Annotated in this window: 22 protein-coding genes and 1 pseudogene; 18 read left to right on the top strand and 5 right to left on the bottom strand. The window is 72.6% G+C overall.

The annotated features are described in order from the left end of the window. The first annotated feature begins 68 nt into the window (after nucleotides 1–68). From ACFWN1_RS02990 to ACFWN1_RS02970, 5 genes are all read left to right on the top strand, one after another. Complete coding sequence (locus ACFWN1_RS02990) at nucleotides 69–806, top strand: DUF2993 domain-containing protein (RefSeq protein ID WP_384357532.1); 738 nt, start codon at nucleotides 69–71, stop codon at nucleotides 804–806. 232 nt (nucleotides 807–1,038) lie between these two features. Further along, entirely contained in the window at nucleotides 1,039–1,119 is an 81-nt protein-coding gene (locus ACFWN1_RS02985) for an Ms5788A family Cys-rich leader peptide (protein ID WP_384357599.1), read from the top strand. Between the two features lie 130 nt (nucleotides 1,120–1,249). Beyond that, complete coding sequence (locus ACFWN1_RS02980; RefSeq protein WP_384357530.1) at nucleotides 1,250–2,095, top strand: sulfurtransferase; 846 nt, start codon at nucleotides 1,250–1,252, stop codon at nucleotides 2,093–2,095. Between the two features lie 45 nt (nucleotides 2,096–2,140). Then, nucleotides 2,141–2,428: a DUF1416 domain-containing protein gene (locus ACFWN1_RS02975; RefSeq protein ID WP_384357528.1), complete on the top strand. Its 288-nt coding sequence runs from the start codon at nucleotides 2,141–2,143 to the stop codon at nucleotides 2,426–2,428. 98 nt (nucleotides 2,429–2,526) lie between these two features. Beyond that, nucleotides 2,527–2,790: a DUF3099 domain-containing protein gene (locus tag ACFWN1_RS02970; protein ID WP_384357526.1), complete on the top strand. Its 264-nt coding sequence runs from the start codon at nucleotides 2,527–2,529 to the stop codon at nucleotides 2,788–2,790. On the opposite strand, the gene ACFWN1_RS02965 is transcribed toward ACFWN1_RS02970, so the two are convergent. Next, on the bottom strand, nucleotides 2,787–3,125 hold the full coding sequence (locus tag ACFWN1_RS02965) for a hypothetical protein (RefSeq protein WP_384357597.1): 339 nt from the start codon (nucleotides 3,123–3,125) through the stop codon (nucleotides 2,787–2,789). The genes ACFWN1_RS02970 and ACFWN1_RS02965 overlap by 4 nt on opposite strands. 113 nt (nucleotides 3,126–3,238) lie before the next feature. Continuing rightward, nucleotides 3,239–3,601 carry a DsrE family protein gene (locus tag ACFWN1_RS02960; protein WP_384357524.1) on the bottom strand — a complete coding sequence of 121 codons (363 nt, stop codon included), beginning with the start codon at nucleotides 3,599–3,601 and terminating at the stop codon, nucleotides 3,239–3,241. 264 nt (nucleotides 3,602–3,865) lie between these two features. On the opposite strand from ACFWN1_RS02960, the gene ACFWN1_RS02955 reads away from it, so the two are divergent. From ACFWN1_RS02955 to ACFWN1_RS02940, 4 genes are all read left to right on the top strand, one after another. Then, on the top strand, nucleotides 3,866–4,441 hold the full coding sequence (locus tag ACFWN1_RS02955) for an FABP family protein (RefSeq protein WP_384357522.1): 576 nt from the start codon (nucleotides 3,866–3,868) through the stop codon (nucleotides 4,439–4,441). 102 nt (nucleotides 4,442–4,543) lie between these two features. Then, nucleotides 4,544–4,981, top strand: coding sequence for a Fur family transcriptional regulator (locus ACFWN1_RS02950; RefSeq protein WP_384357520.1), 438 nt, complete (start codon nucleotides 4,544–4,546; stop codon nucleotides 4,979–4,981). Nucleotides 4,982–4,991: 10 nt separating this feature from the next. Beyond that, nucleotides 4,992–5,957 carry a YgfZ/GcvT domain-containing protein gene (locus ACFWN1_RS02945; protein ID WP_384357518.1) on the top strand — a complete coding sequence of 322 codons (966 nt, stop codon included), beginning with the start codon at nucleotides 4,992–4,994 and terminating at the stop codon, nucleotides 5,955–5,957. Continuing rightward, nucleotides 5,958–6,377, top strand: a complete 420-nt coding sequence (locus tag ACFWN1_RS02940) for a hypothetical protein (protein WP_384357516.1) — start codon at nucleotides 5,958–5,960, stop codon at nucleotides 6,375–6,377. On the opposite strand, the gene ACFWN1_RS02935 is transcribed toward ACFWN1_RS02940, so the two are convergent. Continuing rightward, nucleotides 6,339–6,812 (bottom strand): rhodanese-like domain-containing protein, encoded by a 474-nt coding sequence (locus ACFWN1_RS02935; RefSeq protein ID WP_384357514.1) that lies wholly within the window; start codon nucleotides 6,810–6,812, stop codon nucleotides 6,339–6,341. The two genes, ACFWN1_RS02940 and ACFWN1_RS02935, sit on opposite strands and share 39 nt — an antisense overlap. 93 nt (nucleotides 6,813–6,905) lie before the next feature. Between ACFWN1_RS02935 and ACFWN1_RS02930 the strand changes: the two genes are divergently transcribed. Next, nucleotides 6,906–7,373 carry an Lrp/AsnC family transcriptional regulator gene (locus tag ACFWN1_RS02930; RefSeq protein ID WP_384357512.1) on the top strand — a complete coding sequence of 156 codons (468 nt, stop codon included), beginning with the start codon at nucleotides 6,906–6,908 and terminating at the stop codon, nucleotides 7,371–7,373. On the opposite strand, the gene dtd is transcribed toward ACFWN1_RS02930, so the two are convergent. Beyond that, nucleotides 7,370–7,795, bottom strand: coding sequence for a D-aminoacyl-tRNA deacylase (gene dtd / locus ACFWN1_RS02925; protein ID WP_384357510.1), 426 nt, complete (start codon nucleotides 7,793–7,795; stop codon nucleotides 7,370–7,372). The genes ACFWN1_RS02930 and dtd overlap by 4 nt on opposite strands. 160 nt (nucleotides 7,796–7,955) lie before the next feature. On the opposite strand from dtd, the gene ACFWN1_RS02920 reads away from it, so the two are divergent. From ACFWN1_RS02920 to ACFWN1_RS02885, 8 genes and pseudogenes are all read left to right on the top strand, one after another. Beyond that, complete coding sequence (locus ACFWN1_RS02920) at nucleotides 7,956–8,552, top strand: aerial mycelium formation protein (RefSeq protein WP_384357508.1); 597 nt, start codon at nucleotides 7,956–7,958, stop codon at nucleotides 8,550–8,552. A 62-nt stretch (nucleotides 8,553–8,614) separates the two neighbouring features. Further along, nucleotides 8,615–9,853, top strand: coding sequence for a GNAT family N-acetyltransferase (locus tag ACFWN1_RS02915; RefSeq protein ID WP_384357506.1), 1,239 nt, complete (start codon nucleotides 8,615–8,617; stop codon nucleotides 9,851–9,853). Between the two features lie 335 nt (nucleotides 9,854–10,188). Further along, nucleotides 10,189–11,097 (top strand): winged helix-turn-helix domain-containing protein, encoded by a 909-nt coding sequence (locus ACFWN1_RS02910; protein ID WP_384357504.1) that lies wholly within the window; start codon nucleotides 10,189–10,191, stop codon nucleotides 11,095–11,097. A gap of 88 nt (nucleotides 11,098–11,185) precedes the next feature. Next, complete coding sequence (locus ACFWN1_RS02905) at nucleotides 11,186–12,064, top strand: GntR family transcriptional regulator (protein ID WP_384357595.1); 879 nt, start codon at nucleotides 11,186–11,188, stop codon at nucleotides 12,062–12,064. Next, on the top strand, nucleotides 12,013–12,828 hold the full coding sequence (locus tag ACFWN1_RS02900; RefSeq protein ID WP_384357502.1) for an HAD family hydrolase: 816 nt from the start codon (nucleotides 12,013–12,015) through the stop codon (nucleotides 12,826–12,828). The genes ACFWN1_RS02905 and ACFWN1_RS02900 overlap by 52 nt, the downstream gene beginning before the upstream one ends. A gap of 137 nt (nucleotides 12,829–12,965) precedes the next feature. After that, entirely contained in the window at nucleotides 12,966–14,060 is a 1,095-nt protein-coding gene (locus tag ACFWN1_RS02895) for a phosphotransferase family protein (RefSeq protein ID WP_384357500.1), read from the top strand. A gap of 2 nt (nucleotides 14,061–14,062) precedes the next feature. Beyond that, a pseudogene (locus tag ACFWN1_RS02890) lies at nucleotides 14,063–14,419 on the top strand (hypothetical protein); the annotation flags it as partial. Nucleotides 14,420–14,750: 331 nt separating this feature from the next. Continuing rightward, nucleotides 14,751–15,989: an MFS transporter gene (locus tag ACFWN1_RS02885; protein ID WP_384357498.1), complete on the top strand. Its 1,239-nt coding sequence runs from the start codon at nucleotides 14,751–14,753 to the stop codon at nucleotides 15,987–15,989. Between the two features lie 55 nt (nucleotides 15,990–16,044). Here ACFWN1_RS02885 and ACFWN1_RS02880 read toward each other — a convergent pair whose 3' ends face one another. Then, a complete protein-coding gene (locus tag ACFWN1_RS02880; protein ID WP_384357496.1) occupies nucleotides 16,045–16,911 on the bottom strand; it encodes a GNAT family N-acetyltransferase in 867 nt (288 codons plus the stop codon). Nucleotides 16,912–16,962 lie beyond the last annotated feature (51 nt).

Raw genomic sequence — 16,962 nt, 5'->3', positions numbered from 1 at the left:
CGCCCGAGCGGCTCCGGCGGGGCTACGGTGGCGGCGCCGGAACCGAACCGCCTACCTCTGGGGAGACCATGCGGGCCCTGCGAATACTCCTGATCCTCGTCGTGATCCTCGGCGGGCTCTTCGTGATCGCGGACCGGGTAGCGGTGCACTTCGCCGAGGGCGAGGTCGCGGACCGGGTGCGGTCGCGGGAGAACCTCGCCACGACACCGGACGTGGACATCAAGGGCTTCCCCTTCCTCACCCAGGTGGCGGGCGGCTCGCTGGACGACGTGGAGCTGGGCATCAAGTCGTACCCGGTGCCCACCGGCACCGAGGGCCGCACGATCCGTGTCGACGGCCTGAAGGCCGACCTGGAGGACGTGAGGTTCTCCGGCGACTACTCCTCGGCCACCGCCAGGAGCGGCACCGGGTCCGCGACGATCGGCTACGACCAGCTCATGCAGGCCGCGAAGACCGAGCCGACCGAGCTGGCGGCCGGTGTCACCGCGCGGATCACCGGGCTCGGGGACGGCGGCAACGGCAAGATCAAGGTCTCGGTGAAGCTCGGCATCCCGGCACTCGGCATCGAGCGGACCATCCCGGTGCTCAGTTCGCTGGAGGTCAAGGACGGCAAGGTCTCGGTGCACGCCGACGCGCTGCCGGTCATCGCCGGCGCCGACCTGGCCGACGGCACCTTCCGTCAGATCACCGACTTCCAGCAGGCCCTGGACCAGCTGCCGGGCGGCATCGCGGTGCACAGCGTGCGGGCCGCGGCGGACGGCGTGGAGATCGGCGTGACGGGTTCGGACCTGAAGCTCGCCGGGTAAGGACCCGCGAGAGCCTTCGTACGCCTGTCCGACTGGCGAGACGCGCTGTCCGTAGGGCGGCTGTGCGGTGGCCGTGAGGATCGGCGGGAGCGCCCGGCGGGCCCGGATTCCGGGCCCGAGGGCGCTTTCCGGGTGTCCCGGCGCCCGCATTCGGCCCAACATCTGGACAATCGTGTCTCAGTATCCGACATGCCGGTGACACGTGTGCCCTGATCTCCTTACGATCGACGGCATGGAGCGACAGGCGGATCTCACGAAGCGGCGGGCAGTGGACCTGTGCCGCGTTGCCGCCATGCTCTGTCGCCCCCTCTGAGCGGAAGTCACCGTACTCCCGCGTCTCCCGACCGCCCTGCCGGCAGGGCACCCGTGTGCCGCCGCACCCGTTGTGCGCGCGGACACCTCTCTCACCGCACGCCACCGTGACTGCCCCGGAGGAGAAAAGCATGAGCCGCAGCGACGTCCTGGTCGACGCCGACTGGGTGCAGGAGCACCTCGACGACCCGACCATCGCCCTCGTGGAGGTGGACGAGGACACGTCCGCCTACGAGAAGAACCACATCCGGGGTGCCGTCCGCGTCGACTGGACCAAGGACCTCCAGGACCCGGTCCGCCGTGACTTCATCGACCAGGAGGGCTTCGAGAGGCTCCTCTCGGACAAGGGCATCGGCAACGACACCCTCGTCGTCCTCTACGGCGGCAACAACAACTGGTTCGCCTCGTACGCGTACTGGTACTTCAAGCTGTACGGCCACGACAACGTCAAGCTGCTCGACGGCGGCCGCAAGAAGTGGGAGCTGGACGCCCGCGAGCTGGTTTCCGGCGACGAGGTGCCCGAGCGGGCGAAGACCGAGTACAAGGCCAAGCCGCAGAACAAGGCGATCCGCGCCTTCCGCGACGACGTGGTGGCCGCGATCGGCAGCCAGAACCTGGTCGACGTGCGCTCGCCCGACGAGTTCTCCGGCAAGCTGCTCGCCCCGGCCCACCTCCCGCAGGAGCAGTCGCAGCGCCCCGGCCACGTGCCCAGCGCCCGCAACATCCCGTGGTCGAAGAACGCCAACGACGACGGCACCTTCAAGTCCGACGAGGAGCTGAAGGAGCTGTACGCGGCGGAGGACGTCGACCTCGCCAAGGACACCATCGCCTACTGCCGCATCGGCGAGCGCTCGGCGCTCACCTGGTTCGTGCTGCACGAGCTGCTGGGCGTGGCGAACGTCAAGAACTACGACGGTTCCTGGACCGAGTACGGCTCGCTGGTCGGCGTGCCGATCGAGCTGGGCGCAGCGAAGTAAGCAACCCCGACCGACCTTCTGGTCAGACCCCTTACGGAGAACGACATGTGTGGAGCGAAGGCCGGCGGCCCGGACGCTGCGACGATCAAGCCCGGTGAGACCACGATCCAGGGGCAGGTGACGCGGGACGGCGAGCCGGTGACGGGCTACGTCCGCCTGCTGGACTCGACGGGCGAGTTCACCGCGGAGGTCCCCACCTCCGCCACGGGGCAGTTCCGCTTCTACGCGGCCGAGGGCACGTGGACGGTACGCGCCCTGGTGCCCGGCGGCACCGCCGACCGCACGGTGGTCGCCCAGCAGGGCGGTCTGGCCGAGGTCGCCATCGCCGTCTGAGACCTGCGCGGGCCTGTGCGGCCGGGGCAGGGGCCGCGCCCACCGGGTTGGACACCTGGGGCGCGGCCCTTCCGGCTGTCCGGCCCTACTCTGGACTCATGTACGCACGGCGGCGTCGCTGGTACTTCGTGATGATGGGGGTCTGCGTCGTCCTCTTCGTCCTCGCCTGGTCGGTGGTCCGGCTCTGGTCCGTCCCGGCCGCGGTCGGGATGTGCCTGTTCGCCATGGTCATCCCGCCGGTGGCCGCGATGGTCGCCAACCGGCGCGGCCCCGAGGACCGCTGGTGGGACGCCCCCTCCGGGGACAAGCAGTCCGACGAGTGGTGGGACGAACTGGACGGCAGGAAACCCCCGCGCTCCTAGCCGACCGGGTGGGTGCCGGGGCCGCCGGGGCCGTCGAGGAAGCGAAGCAGCACGGCGGCCTCCGCACGGAGCCGCGCGACATGGTCGGCGTGCGCGGGCGCGGTCAGCTCCGCCGCCGCGTCCAGCCGTTCGGCGGCCTCGGCGCGCACGATGTCCACCACACCGGTCTCGCTCAGCTCGCGTCGCGCCGCCTCGGTGGCACCGGCCCCGACCGGGGACTCCTCAAGGGCTCCGCCCCGCCTCCCGGCCTCCGCCACGGGCACCGCCTCGGCGTTGTCCAGTGCGGCGAGCGTCGCCCGCAGAGCGCTCACCGCCACCTTGTCGCGGGCCCGCATCGCTTCCGGCAGGGCTTGGCGCATGCGCACACGCAGAGACATGCCGGAATCCTAGGTTCGCGCTCCCGGCCCCCACAACGCGGTATTCGGACGTGGCTCGCGTCGACGACGCATCAGTAGACGAGGGCCTGCGTGCCGTCCGCCATGACCTCCTGCACGAAGACCTGCGCCCCGGCGATCCGTACGCCCGCCAGGACGTCCCCCTCGCCGATGTCCCGCCGCACCGCGCACTGCGTGCACAGCGTGACCCGCCCCGCGCTGAGCACGGACTCCAGCAGATCCTGCAACGGCGCCGCGTGCGGCAGCTCGAACTCCGCCGCCCGTCCCGGCAGCGCGAACCACGCCGACTCCCCGGTCAGCCACACGGAGACCTCGACCCCACTGGCCACGGCCACCGCCGCCACCGTGAACGCCTGCGAGCACCGCTCCGGCGCATCGGCCCCGGAGGTCACCTTGATCACGAGCTTGTTCGCCATGCGGCGATCGTAGTGCGGGCCACCGCACGGCTCCCCGCGCCCAGCCGGACCTCGTCAGGAGACTCCGATCCCGGCCGCGTAAGCTGGGCGCGGCTCTGTCGTACGTCCACTTCCGCTCAAGGAGCACACCCGTGGAGATCTTCTTCGAACTGCTGCTGGTCCTGGTCTGCGTCGGCGTGCTCGCCTTCGCCGGGCTGACCGTGAAGAAGCTGTACCAGGGCCAGCGCTGAAGCAACGCCCCAGAACCGACAGGAACGGCCGCTCATGATCGAGATCCCGTCTGACCTGAACAAGGACCTCGTCCCCCTCGCCTTTCTGCTGGGCAACTGGGCGGGCGCGGGTGTCCATGACTTCCCCGGCGCCGAGAAGTGCAACTTCGGCCAGGAGGTGACCTTCACCCACGACGGCCGGGACTTCCTGGAGTACAGCTCCCGCACCTGGGTCCTCGACAACGAGGGCAGCAAGGTCCGCCCCCTGGAGTCCGAGGCCGGCTTCTGGCGGATCGACGCCGAGCGCAAGGTCACGGTCACGATGACGCGCGACGACGGCGTGGTGGAGATCTGGTACGGCGAGCTGGCGGCCAAGAAGCCCCAGATCGACCTGGTCACGGACGCGGTCGCCCGCACCCCCGAGTCCCCTGCGTACACCGGCGGCAAGCGCCTGTACGGCTACGTCAAGGGCGACCTCATGTGGGTCGGCGAGAAGCAGACCCCCGAGGTCGAGCTGCGCCCCTACATGTCGGCCCAGCTGAAGAAGGCCGTCACCCCCGAGGACGTCGAACGCTGGGCCAAGGACCTCCCGGACGACATGCCGGACGACGGCATCGCGTTCTTCAAGTAGGCCCCGCCTTCCAGTAGCCCCGCCTTCGGGCACACCACCGCGCACCCGGCGGACGTCCCGTCAGAGCGGGGTGTCCGCCGTCGGCGGCCCTACACTTCTGGTGTGGTGAGCACCGACTGGAAGAGTGATCTCAGGCAGCGCGGCTACCGGCTGACTCCGCAGCGGCAACTCGTGCTCGAGGCCGTGGACGCGCTGGAGCACGCGACGCCGGACGACATCCTCGGAGAGGTCCGCAGGACGGCCTCCGGGGTCAACATCTCCACCGTGTACCGCACCCTGGAGCTGCTGGAGGAGCTGGGTCTGGTCAGCCACGCCCACCTCGGCCACGGCGCGCCGACGTACCATCTCGCCGACCGCCACCACCATCTCCACCTGGTGTGCCGGGACTGCGAGAACGTGATCGAGGCGGACGTGGAGATCGCCGCCGACTTCACGGCGCGGCTGCGCGAGCAGTTCGGGTTCGACACCGACATGAAGCACTTCGCCATCTTCGGCCGGTGTGCGGACTGCGCGATGAAGAGTCCGACCACCCCGTCGTAGGCTGGCCGGTATGAAGAGCCCCCTGCTGTCCCTGCCCGGCGCCGTTCCCGCCGAGGGGGTGGACGAAGGCGTCGCCGCCCACTACGGCGACCTGTTCCGCGAGCAGCGTGCACTCGCCGACGGCACCGGTTTCGTCGACCTCTCCCACCGGGGTGTCGTCGCCGTCACCGGCGCCGACCGGCTGAGCTGGCTGCATCTGCTGCTCACCCAGCATGTCAGCGACCTGCCCGCGGGCGAGGCCACCGAGGCGCTGGTCCTCTCCGCCAACGGGCACATCGAACACGCCCTGTACCTAGTGGACGACGGCACGACCGTGTGGGCGCACGTCGAGCCCGGCACCCAGGAGGCGCTCATCGCCTACCTGGAGTCGATGAAGTTCTTCTACCGCGTCGAGGTCGCCGACCGCACCGCCGACACCGCGGTGGTCCACCTCCCCGCCGGCTCCATCGCCGAGGTCCCCGAGGGCGCGGTCGTCCGCGAGACGCCGTACGGCCGTGATCTCCTCCTGCCGCGCGAGGAGCTGGAGGAGTTCGCCGCGCGCTCCGGCCCGGTCGCCGGCATCCTCGCCCATGAGGCGCTCCGCGTCGAGCAGCACCGGCCCCGCCTCGGCTTCGAGACCGACCACCGCACGATCCCGCACGAGCTGGGCTGGATCGGTACGGCCGTGCACCTCCAGAAGGGCTGCTACCGAGGTCAGGAGACGGTCGCCCGCGTCCAGAACCTCGGCAGGCCGCCGCGCCGCCTGGTCTTCCTCCACCTCGACGGCAGCGACGTCCACCTCCCCCCGGCCGGCACCGAGATCCGCCTCGCGGACGACGGCCCCGACGGCCGCAGGATCGGCCTCGTGACCACCTCCGTACGTCACCACGAGCTGGGCCCGGTCGCCCTCGCCGTGATCAAGCGCAACGTCCCCGCCGACGCCCGGCTCCTGGCCGGGGACACGGCGGCGGCGCAGGAGACGGTGGTCGAGCCGTAGGTGAGCGGCAGACGCGGCAGACCTGTGCTGCGGCACATCGGAGCCATGCATCTGAGCGGCTTCGTGCTGCTGTGCTCGTTCGTCGTCCCGCCGCTCCGGGTGGTCGAGATGGCCTACGCGACACCCCCGGACGATCCGACGGCGGACAACCCGGGTTTCGCCTGGCTCGCGGCCCTGGCCATGCTGCTGCTCCTCCACGTCGCCGTCCAGGTCCCGGCCGGGCTGCTGGGCGCGTGGCTCGGGCGGGGGACATGGGGGCGGTACGGGGTGGCCCTCGCTGTGGCCGCCCCGCTCACCCTGCTGATCGCCTGGGGCGAGACCGACATGTGGCTCGACGCCCTGACCCGCACCGCGCTCGGGCTCGGGGCGTACGCGTGGGTGCTAACAGGCGCAGCCGGGCGTGCCTGGCGGGGCCACTAGGGGGTCGGGGGTGCGGCGGCTGGTGCCGGAGGGGGTTTCGACGGGGAAGCCCTCGCGGGTCCAGTACTCCATCCCGCCGATCATCTCCTTGACCTGGTAGCCGAGTTGGGACAGGGCCAGGGCCGCCCGGGTCGCGCCGTCGCAGCCGGGCCCCCAGCAGTAGGTGATGACAGGAGTCGACGGGTCGAGGAGGTCCGCCGCGCGTGCCGGAATCTCGGCGGTGGGCAGGTGCACCGCGCCGGGGACGCGGCCCTGCGCCCACGCTCGCGGACCGCGGGAGTCGATGAGGACGAAGCCGGGGGCGCCGGACTCCAGCGAGGCGTGCACGTCGGAGACGTCGGCCTGGAAGGCGAGGCGGGCGGCGAAGAAGGCGGCGGCCTCGGCGGGGGCGGCCGGGGGCATCCGCAGGGCGGCGCTGATCTCGGTGACTGTCATGCCGTAGACGCTAGGGCCGGGGTCCGCCGCGTGGAACCGGCGATCCACGGCCTGTCCCGCCCTTCGCCGGGTGATCCGTGGTATCTCTCGGTCATGGCCGCCGATTCCCTCGACCCCACCGACATACGCATCCTGAGCGCCCTCCAGCGCGACGGGCGGGCCAGTTACGCCGAGCTGGCCCGCGCGGTCGCCATGTCGCCGAGCGCGGTGACGGAGCGGGTGCGGCGGCTGGAGGAGAGCGGGGTCGTCACCGGCTACTCGGCCGTGGTCAGCCCGGAGGCGCTCGGGCTGGACATCCTCGCCTTCGTGCGGCTGCGCTATCCCACCGGCAACTACAAGCCGTTCCACGACCTGCTGGACAGCACCCCGGAGGTGGTGGAGGCCCACCATGTGACGGGCGAGGACTGCTTCGTGCTGAAGGTCGTCGCGCGCTCGATGCGCGACCTGGAGCGGGTCACGGGACGTATCGCGGGTCTGGGCCCGGTCACCACCAGCGTCGTCTACTCCAGCCCGCTGCCGGGCCGTTCGGTGACGGCGGTGGTGGCACAGGGGCCCGGCTAGACCTCGATCAGCACCGTGAACGGGCCGTCGTTCACCAGCGACACCCGCATCCGGGCGCCGAACCGGCCCGTGGCCACGGTCGCGCCGAGGGCGCGGAGCCGAGCGACGACCTCGTCCACCAGGGGCTCGGCCACCGCGCCGGGGGCGGCCGCGTTCCAGGTGGGGCGGCGGCCCTTGCGGGCGTCGCCGTAGAGGGTGAACTGGCTGATCACCAGCAGCGGGGCGTCGGTGTCGCCGCACGACCTCTCGTCGGAGAGCATGCGCACCGACCAGAGTTTGCGGGCCAGCCGGTCCGCCTTCTCCACGGTGTCCTCGTGGGTCACGCCGACCAGGACGCACAGGCCCTCGCCCTCGATCGCGCCCACCGTCTCGCCGTCCACGACGACGCTCGCGCCGTCCACCCGTTGCACCACCGCACGCATAGGCCCCATCATGCCGTGCGTCCGGGGCGCGGCCGTCCGGGGGCCCGCAACCGATCAATACCTCCCATCCAGGGCCGTTCGGGGGCAGTCGGTCACATAGCGGCCACCGGGGGTGGCACGATGCTTCCCACACGCCGGTCGAGGGGACGGTCCACCGCACATGAGCACACCGAGCACCAGTGGTCCGGTCACCCACCGGCCGCCCGCGCAGCGCGCCGAGAGTCCGCCGAGCCCGCTGCCGGAGGACACAGGCGCGGGCGGCCCCTCCGTGCTCGCCCCGCTGAGCCTGCCCGAGCTGCGCGCGCTGCGCAGGGACGCCCAGCGCGACGAGGCCGACCTGAGCTACGTCCGGCGGCTGCTCCAGGGCCGGATCGACATCCTGCGCGCCGAGCTGACCCGGCGGGGCGGGGCCCGCCTGCCGGTGCCGGCGGACGGGTCCGTGATGGAGCGGCTGTCGGAGATCCTCGCCGACGGCCCGGCCCGCCACCGCTCCTCCGCCCGCCATGTCACGCTGGGCACCCCGTACAGCGAGGAGTACGGCAGGCTCGCGGCGGAGATGCTCGCCGAGGTCGAGCTGTCCGACCTGACCGCCCGCACGGACGCCGAACTGGGCGACGCGATGGGCCGGCTGACCCGGTACGAGCAGGAGATCTCGCACCGCCGCCAGGGTCTCCAGCGCACCACCGACGACTGCGGGGGTGAGATCGCGCGCCGGTACCGGGCGGGCGAGGCCCAGGTGGACGACCTGCTGGCCTGAGCGGTCCGGGGGCGCGGGAAAATGCGCGCGACACGCGCCGGCCGTGCGCCTACCGTGGTCTCATGATCGACGTACGCCCCGCGGCCGAGGACGAGTTCGACGACTGGCATCGCGCCCTGGACACCGGTTTCCTCCAGGACCCACTGCTCACCGCAGAGCAACGCGCGGCCAGACTGCGGCAGTTCGAGCCGGGCCGGGCGCTCGGCGCCTTCGACGGCGGCCGCTGCGTGGGCACCTTCCGCTCCTTCGCGCAGGAGGTCACCGCGGTCGGCGGCGCGTACGTCCCGGCCAACGCGATCTCCAACGTCACCGTCTCCCCGACGCACCGCCGCCGCGGCCTGCTCACCAGGATGATGGGCCAGGACCTGGCGGCGGCGCGGGAGCGCGGTGACGTGCTCGCCACCCTGGTCGCCGCCGAGTACCCGATCTACGGCCATCACGGCTTCGGTCCCGCGACCTGGGCGACCAACTGGACCGTGGACGTGGGCCGTTCCGGGCTCGACCCGCGCTGGGCGGGCCCGGCGGACGGCGCCCGGATCGACCTCGTGGACGGCGCCGAGGTGCGCGCGCTCGGCCCGAAGCTGTCCGAGCGGGTCCGTGCGGTCACGCCGGGCGCGATCGGCCGGGGCGAGCTGTGGTGGGACGCCCGTACCGGGGTGGCCCGCTTCGGCCGGGAGTGGACCGAGCCGTTCTTCGCGGTGTACCGCGCCGCCTCCGGCGAGGTCGAGGGCATGGTGGCGTACCGGTCCAAGAACAGGTGGGAGGGGGAGCAGCCGTACAACTCGGCCGACGTGGAGTGGCTGACCGCCGCGACCCCGGCGGCCGAGAGCGCGCTGTGGCGCTTCCTGTGCTCGATCGACTTGATCGCCCAGGTGAAGACCGGCTGGCGGGCCCCCGACTCCCTGCTGCCCTTCCTTCTGCCCGATGCCCGCGCGGCCCGCGTCGAGACGCACACGGACTGGCTGTGGGTGCGGCTGCTGGACGTCGCGAGGGCGCTGGAGGCGCGGACCTACGAGCGGTCCGGGTCGCTGGTGCTCCAGGTGCTGGACGAGGGCGGCACGGCGGGCGGGCGGTACCGGCTGGAGGCGTCGCCCGAGGGGGCTTCGTGCACCCCGGCGGGCGGCGCGCCGGCCGAGCTGACGCTCCCGGTGGCCGAGCTGGCCACGGTGTGGCTCGGGGACGGCTCGCTGACCCGGCTGGCGGCGCTCGGGCGGGTCGGCGAGGAGCGGGAGGGCGCCGCCCGGCTGGCCGACGCCCTGTTCCGCACATCCGGACGGCCGTGGTGCCCGGACTCCTTCTGACCGCGCGCGGCGGTCGCCGCCGGTTCCCTCCTGCCGTGCCGGCGGCCGCTCATCCGTGGCGTGCCGTGCTGACGTGCCGGTGTTCGGTTGTGGCTGTGCGCTGACGTTCTTCGGTTGTGGCTGTGCAGATGTTCAGTTGTGGCTGTGCGTTCCCGTGGCCGCCCCTCGCCGGGCTCCCGGCTCCCCTCCGGAGAGGAACCCGGTCGGCCAACCGTCGGGATGTCCGACCATGTCGGCCAAGTTGGCTGCCAACTTCACTTCAGTTATAGCCGCGAAGAAGCGGCTCATAACCATCTTTCCGCGAACTGCCGCAAGATGGCGAGAAGTTGTAGCCTTTGTCCGTGGACCCGGAACACGTCTCCGCCACTGGACGGAAGAGGTCACCACGGTCACGGCCGTCACGCGTCACACCTCACGTGGTGGCCGACACCCTGCGCACCCGGATCGACTCCGGTGTGCTGCGGCCCGGCGAACGGCTGCCCACCCAGGCGGAGCTGGCCGAGGAGTTCGGGGTCGAGCGCGGCACGGTCCGCGAGGCGCTGCGCATCCTGCGGGTGGAGCGGCTGCTCGCCGGATCGTCGCAGGGCAGCCCGGCCACGGTGGCCGTCCCGCCCGGCGCGGTCGGCCCGGCCGCCCCGCCGCAGCCCACGATGGCGGGGCTCGCGCCCCGCGTCGCGGCAGCCTTCGCGGTCCCGCACGTCCGCGTCGACGCCCTCTGTCTGACCTCGGTCTCGCTCACCCTGGCCATCGGCGAACCGCTCCGCCAGATCCACGCGGGACGGCTGGAACCGGCCAGGATCGACGTACGGCTGCTGCTGCCGAGCCGTGACATCGCCCTCGCCTTCCCCGCCCCGGTGGACGCCGCCGACACCGGCCTGCTGCACCGGCGCTGGCTGGCCCAGCGCAACGCCCAGGGCCAGGTGCTCCGGCACAACCTGCTGGCGCTGCGCACCACGCACGGCATCGACGTCCGGGTCCGCTTCCGGGCGCTGCCGTTCACCCCGCCGGTCAAGCTGTATCTGCTCAACGACGCGGAGGCGCTGTTCGCCTACTACACCCTGGCCCGGCGGGAGCGGGACATCGGGCCGGAGCAACTGGCGCTGTACGACGCCGAGGGCACCCGGTCGATGCTGTTCGCCTTCGCGCGGGGGGCGGGGGAGCGGGACACCGGGTTCGTGGCGCAGTCCCGGCTCTGGTTCGACGCGCTGTGGGAGACGATCAGCTCGGAACTGGTGCTGAGCTAGACCAAGTCGACTTCAGTTGGCTCGACTTGGCAGCCAACTGCTGTCAGGGTGGCGACAACTGCCGGTAGATGGAGCAAGGTTGTACCGTTTGGTCGTGACCCAGGAGAACGTGGCAGTGAGCGGCAGACGGTTCACCGCCCAGGAGATCGCCGACGCGCTGCGCGCCCGCATCCGCGCCGGTGACCTCAGGGCGGGCGAGCGGCTGCCCACCCAGGCCGAGCTGGCCGAGGAGTTCGGCGTGGAGCGCGGCGCGGTCCGCCAGGCGCTGCGGGTGCTGCACGAGGAGGGGCTGCTCAGCGGGGTCACCAAGGGCAGCCCGCCGCGCGTCGCGGAGTCCGCCCCCGCGCAGGACGGCCCCCAGCCCACGATGGTCGCCCTCGCCCCCCGGCTTGCGGAGGCGTTCACCGCGTCCCATGTCCGGGTCGACGCCGTGTGCCTGACCGCGCAGAGCCTGATCCCGGCCCTCGGCGAGCCGCTGCGCCTGATCCACGAGGGCCGGGTCCGCCCCGACCGCGTCGACGTACGTGTCCTGCTGCCCTCGCGGGACATCAGCCTGGCCTTCCCGGTCCCGGTGGACCCCGGGGGCGACGACGCCGACCCGGTGCACCGGCGCTGGCTGGCGATGCGCAACGCCCAGGGCCAGGTCCTGCAGTACAACCTCAACGCCCTGCGCGCCACGCACGACATCGACGTCCATGTCGCCTTCCGCGCCCTGCCGTTCACCCCGCCGGCCAAGCTGTACCTGCTCAACGGCGCGGAGGCGCTGTACGCGTACTACATGGTCACCCGGCGCGAGGAGCCCACCGACACCGGCACCCTGGAGATGTTCGACACCCTCGGCTCGGAGTCCATGCTGTTCTCCTTCGAGAAGCGGTCGGGTCAACGGGACGCCTCCTTCGTGGAACAGTCCCAGAAGTGGTTCGACGCCCTCTGGGAAACCATCACCACGGACCTGACACTCTCCTAGTGACTTCTGAGACGCCGGAAACGACGCGGCATGAGCTGGTGGCGACCGAAACGGTTGAGAAGAAGACCGACTACGAGCCCGGGAAGCTACGGGAAATGATCGGCGCGCGGGTCGTCCTCTGGGACTTCGACGGCCCTGTCTGCCGCCTCTTCGCCCGGCACCGCGCCGAGCGGGTCGCGGCCGGGCTGATGGAGTGGCTGGCCGCGCGCGGACTGCGCGGCCTGCTCGACGAGGACGAGCGGGACACGCCGGACCCCCAGGTGGTGCTGCGCGCGGTGGACCGCCGCCATCCCGGCAGCGACCTCGTGACCGAACTGGAGGAACGCCTCACCCAGGACGAGCTGCTGGCCGCGGCCTCCGCGTGGCCGACCCCGTACGCCGACCCGCTGATCCGGACCTGGACCGCGGCCGGCTCCCGCATGGCCGTCACCACCAACAACTCCCCCCGGGTGGTCCGCGCCTACCTCGCCGGCCGGGGCCTGACCGGCTGCTTCGCCCCGCACATCTACGGCCGCACCGCCGAGCTGCGTCACCTCAAGCCCGACCCGCACTGCCTGGAACGGGCGCTCGCCGCACTGGACGCGGCCCCCGGCTCCGCGCTGATGATCGGGGACTCGCCCTCCGACCTCGAAGCCGCCGAGCGGGCCGGAGTGCGCTTCCTCGGCTACGCGCCCGGCGAGCAGCGTGCCGGGCAGCTGCGCGCCGCGGGCGCGGGTACGGTCCTCACCTCCCTGGAACCTCTGCTGCTCGCCCTGCGCGGGTAGCGACTGGCACACCCGTGCGCCCGATCGCCGGTTTGGGGGAACCGGCCCGGAGTCGTGGGGACGCGACCCGTTCCTGACCCTGTAGCGTGCTGCCACTTCCGCCCCTTTCGGCAGGGCGCACGGCGAGAGAACGGGCCATGTCCCCCGAAACGGTATCGAACGCCCGGCTGAACGCGGCCGGGGTGAGCGGCGACGACAAGGTGGTCGAGGGACCGCTCCAGGGCTACCACCACGAGACGTACGTCTTCCCGCTGGCCGGCGAGGCGGCACGGCTGTATCCGGGGCGGTGGAAGTGCCGGGAGCCCAGGGACGGTCTGCTCTGGTTCGACCGGCGCTGCTTCGCCTCGGAGGAGCGGCTGCTCACCGCGCTGGGCGACCGGGTGCCGCGCGTCCCCGGCCTGCTGGAGGTCGGCGAGACCCGCCTGATGCGGTTCATCGAGGGCACCACCCTCGGCGCGCGCCACCCCTCGGGCACCGAGGTGCCGGAGGCGCTGTGCCGCCAGCTCACCGAGCTGTTCGGGAAGCTGGCGGCGATCGGCCCGGACGATGTCACGGCCGAGCGGCGCTGCGCCGCCGAGGACCGCCCGGCGGACGGCGACAGCGACGGCTTCCTGGAGCGGCTCGTCCACTTCACCGAGCACCAGGTCTACCGCCGCAACCTCGACCGCTTCGAGCCGCTCTTCGCCGGACTCGGCCTGACCGACACCTCGTTCAAGCACCTGCGTGCCCAGGTGCGCGGCCTGACCGGGCGTCCCTTCTGCCTGCTCCACGCCGATCTGCACCGGGAGAACTTCATCGTGGACCCGGTGGACCGGCTGTGGACCATCGACTGGGAGCTGGCCATGGTCGGCGACCCGCTCTACGAACTGGCCACCCACCTCCACCTCATGCGCTACCCCGCCCCGCAGGCCCGCGAGATCGCCGCCCGCTGGCACACATCCGTCCGCGCGGTGCGCCCCGGAGCGGTGCGCGGCTGGGCCGACGACCTGCCGCCGCTGCTCGCGTACAAGCGCGCCCAGTCCGTCTTCACGGACGTCATCCGCTCGGCGCTGGCGCTGGAGGGTCCCGCAGCCCCGGCTGCCGGGGCCCTCGCGGTGAAGCTGCGGGAGGTCCTGGCGAGGGGGGCGCGTCCGCTGGGGATGACGGAGGTGCCCGACACGGAGCGGGTGACGGCGGCACTGACCCGCTGGCACCGGGCCGGAGACGGACGCATGCCCGATGCTGAGGGGTGAGGCTCGGGGCGCGGCTGGCGGCGCTGGGCTGTGAGCTGGTGTGGGCGTCGACCTGGATGGACGACGCCAACGCGGTGCTCGCGCCCTGGCTGGGCCTGCCGCCGCTGCCGGTCGTGCCCTGGCCGGACGAGGAGGAGCCGCCCGCGCTGATCCACTGGAAGACACGCCCGCTGGTCGCGTTCGCGGCGGGCCGCCCGTTCGTCTGGATCGACGACGAGATCACCGAGGCCGACCGGGCGTACGTCGCCGTCCACCATCCCGGGCCGGCCCTGCTGCACCGCGTGGACCACGACTACGGCCTGACCGAGGCGGACTTCACCACCCTGCGGAAGTGGCTGAGCCAACACCTCCCCGTCTGACCGCCAGGCACCCGCCGGCTGCGCGGCCCACCGGCACCGCAGGTGCGCCTCGGGAAGTCGATCCCGGCGTCCAGCGCCTTGTGGATCAGGCGCACGGAGTCGTCGTGGTCGGGCTTGCCGACGGCGCCGTGACCGACGCGCCGCAGCCGAGACCGGCGAGATCCGCACCGGCGCCGACCCCGACGACCTCCTCCGGGCCGTCGCGAACCGGGCTGCGGTACGGGGGCGGGAGTGCGGCCGTGCAGTGATCGGCGCGTCGCCCCGAACGACACCCGCCCGAAGTCCCCGGAAAAGCCCTGGAGTTGCTCCGACGGGCGTAGGCTGCGGGGCCGTGGACACCCACCTCTGGCGCGATCGGCGCTTCGTCCTGCTTCTCGGCGCACGGGTCGTCTCCGTGCTGGGCAACGGCTTCGCGCGGGTCGCGCTCGGGTTCGCGGTGCTCGCGCTGCCGGGGGCGAGTGCGGGGCGGCTGTCGCTGGTGCTGGCGTGCCAGGCGGTGCCGCAACTGGTGCTCGTCCTGGTGGGCGGTGTGATCGCGGACCGGATGTCACGGTCGCGGCTGATGATGCTGGCCGACGTGCTGGGTGCCGGTGCGTACGGGGGGCTCGCCGCCATCGTGCTGACCGGGCACGCCCCGCTGGCCGCGATGTGCCTGCTCGCGGCGGTGGCCGGTACGGCGACCTCGCTGTTCGGCCCCGCCATGGAGGGCCTGGTCCCCCTGATCGTCCCCGTCGACCGGCTCCAGCGGGCCAACGGCCTCCTCCGCGTCGGCACCAACACCTCCCTCCTCCTCGGCCTCGGCCTGGCCGGCGTGACCGTGGCCCTGGTCGGCGCGGGCTGGGCGCTCGCCCTCAACGCGGCCTCCTTCGTCGTCAGCGCGGTCCTCACGGGCCGGCTGCGGGTGGCCGGACGGCCGCGCGTACGGGCGTCGGGCTGGACCGAACTGCGCGAAGGATGGCGGGAGTTCGCCTCACGGCAGTGGCTGTGGGCCGTGGTCGCCCAGTACGCGGTCGTGATCGCCGCGCTGAACGCCGAGGTCGGTGTCCTCGGCCCGCTCATCGTCGAACACCAGGGTGGCGCCCGGAGCTGGTCGGTCATCGTCGGCGCCCAGGCCCTCGGCACCATCGCGGGGGCGGGCCTCGCGGCGCGGGTACGAGTCCGTCGCCCCGTCCTGGTGGCGGTGTCGAGCACTTTCCCGGCCGCAGTGCCGATGCTCCTGCTCAGCGTCGGCGCCCCGCTCTGGCTGACGGCGGCCGCCATGTTCGGCGCGGGCGTGGCGAACGATGTCTTCAGCGTCCTGTGGTCCACCACCCTGCAACGCGAGATCCCGGAACACGTCCTCTCCCGCGTTACCTCCTACGACTGGTTCGGCTCCCTGGCCCTGGCCCCCCTCGGCCTCCTCATCGCCGGCCCCGTCGCCTCGGCGGCGGGCACGAGCTGGACCCTGGCCGGCTGCGCGGCCCTGGTCGTCCTGGCCACGTCGGCGGTGCTGGTGGCTCCAGAGGTCCGCCGGATGCGGACACCGGCTGAGGTCCGCGTGGCGGAACCGGAGGTCAGCCGCACACGCTGAGACTCCCGCGTCGGGTTCCGGCTCGGCCCGGTGGCCTCGCCGCGGGGGAGTGCGTTCAGCCGCCGGAGGCGAAGTCGTACCCCGACCAGTCGCTCAGCGGGCGGTAGCCGAGGCGCTGGTACAGGGCGTTGCTGGTGGGGTTGGACCGGTCGGCGAACAGGACGACCTCCTGGGCCCCGGCCGCCAGCGCGGCCCGGCTCACCGCGGCCGTGACGGCGCCCGCGTAGCCGTGGCCCCGCAGGTGGGCCGGGGTGTGGACGATGTCCACCTGGATCTGGCCGCCGATCAGCGGGTTCATGCCCGCGACGGAGACGGGGGTGCCGTCCGGGGTCTCCCAGAGGGTGTACCGCTTGTCGGCGTAGCGCGTGCGGGGCCAGGTCCCGGCGTCGACGGTGACGTCCTCCCCGACGGCCCTGGCGAACTCGCCGCACCAGAAGACGGCTTGGTCGAGATCCTCCTCGCCGAGGACACGGGCCCGGCCGGCCGGATGCGGGTCGGGCGGGGTGAGAGTACCGAGCCGGTACAGGCGGACCCGTATGTCACGGAGCTTCGCCGTCGCGCCGGTGTGCCGCTGCCATGCCTCGGCGAAGGCGGTGGCGGTGTCGTGGTCCGCGCCGACGGAGGCCGGGGTGAGCCCGCGGCCGGCCAGCTGGGCGGCGAGGCTGTCGGCCTGCTCGGGGGTGAGCGGGGAGAGGCCCAGGCCGCGGGGCGGGAAATGGTAGAAGGTCCCGGTCACCTCCCCGCCCTCCGCCAGCGACCCGAACACGGGCACCTGGGCGAACGCCCCCGCCCCCCGCACCCGTACCCGCTCGGCCCAGGTCAGCTGCATCACGTGCGCCGCGGGCCGCGCCCGCAGAAACCCTCCGGCCCGGGTGAGGAAGTCGTCCACGTCTTCGGTGAGATACCAGTCGCTCGGCCGCATGCCTCATGCTTGCGCACCCGGGGGAGGGGCGGGGCGGTTTCCCGCCAGGGA

Origin of the sequence: Streptomyces sp. NPDC058459 (assembly GCF_042721685.1) — a bacterium.
Lineage (GTDB): Bacteria > Actinomycetota > Actinomycetes > Streptomycetales > Streptomycetaceae > Streptomyces.
Note: the sequence above shows the minus strand (reverse complement) of the source record. Positions and strands in the feature narration are given on the sequence as shown.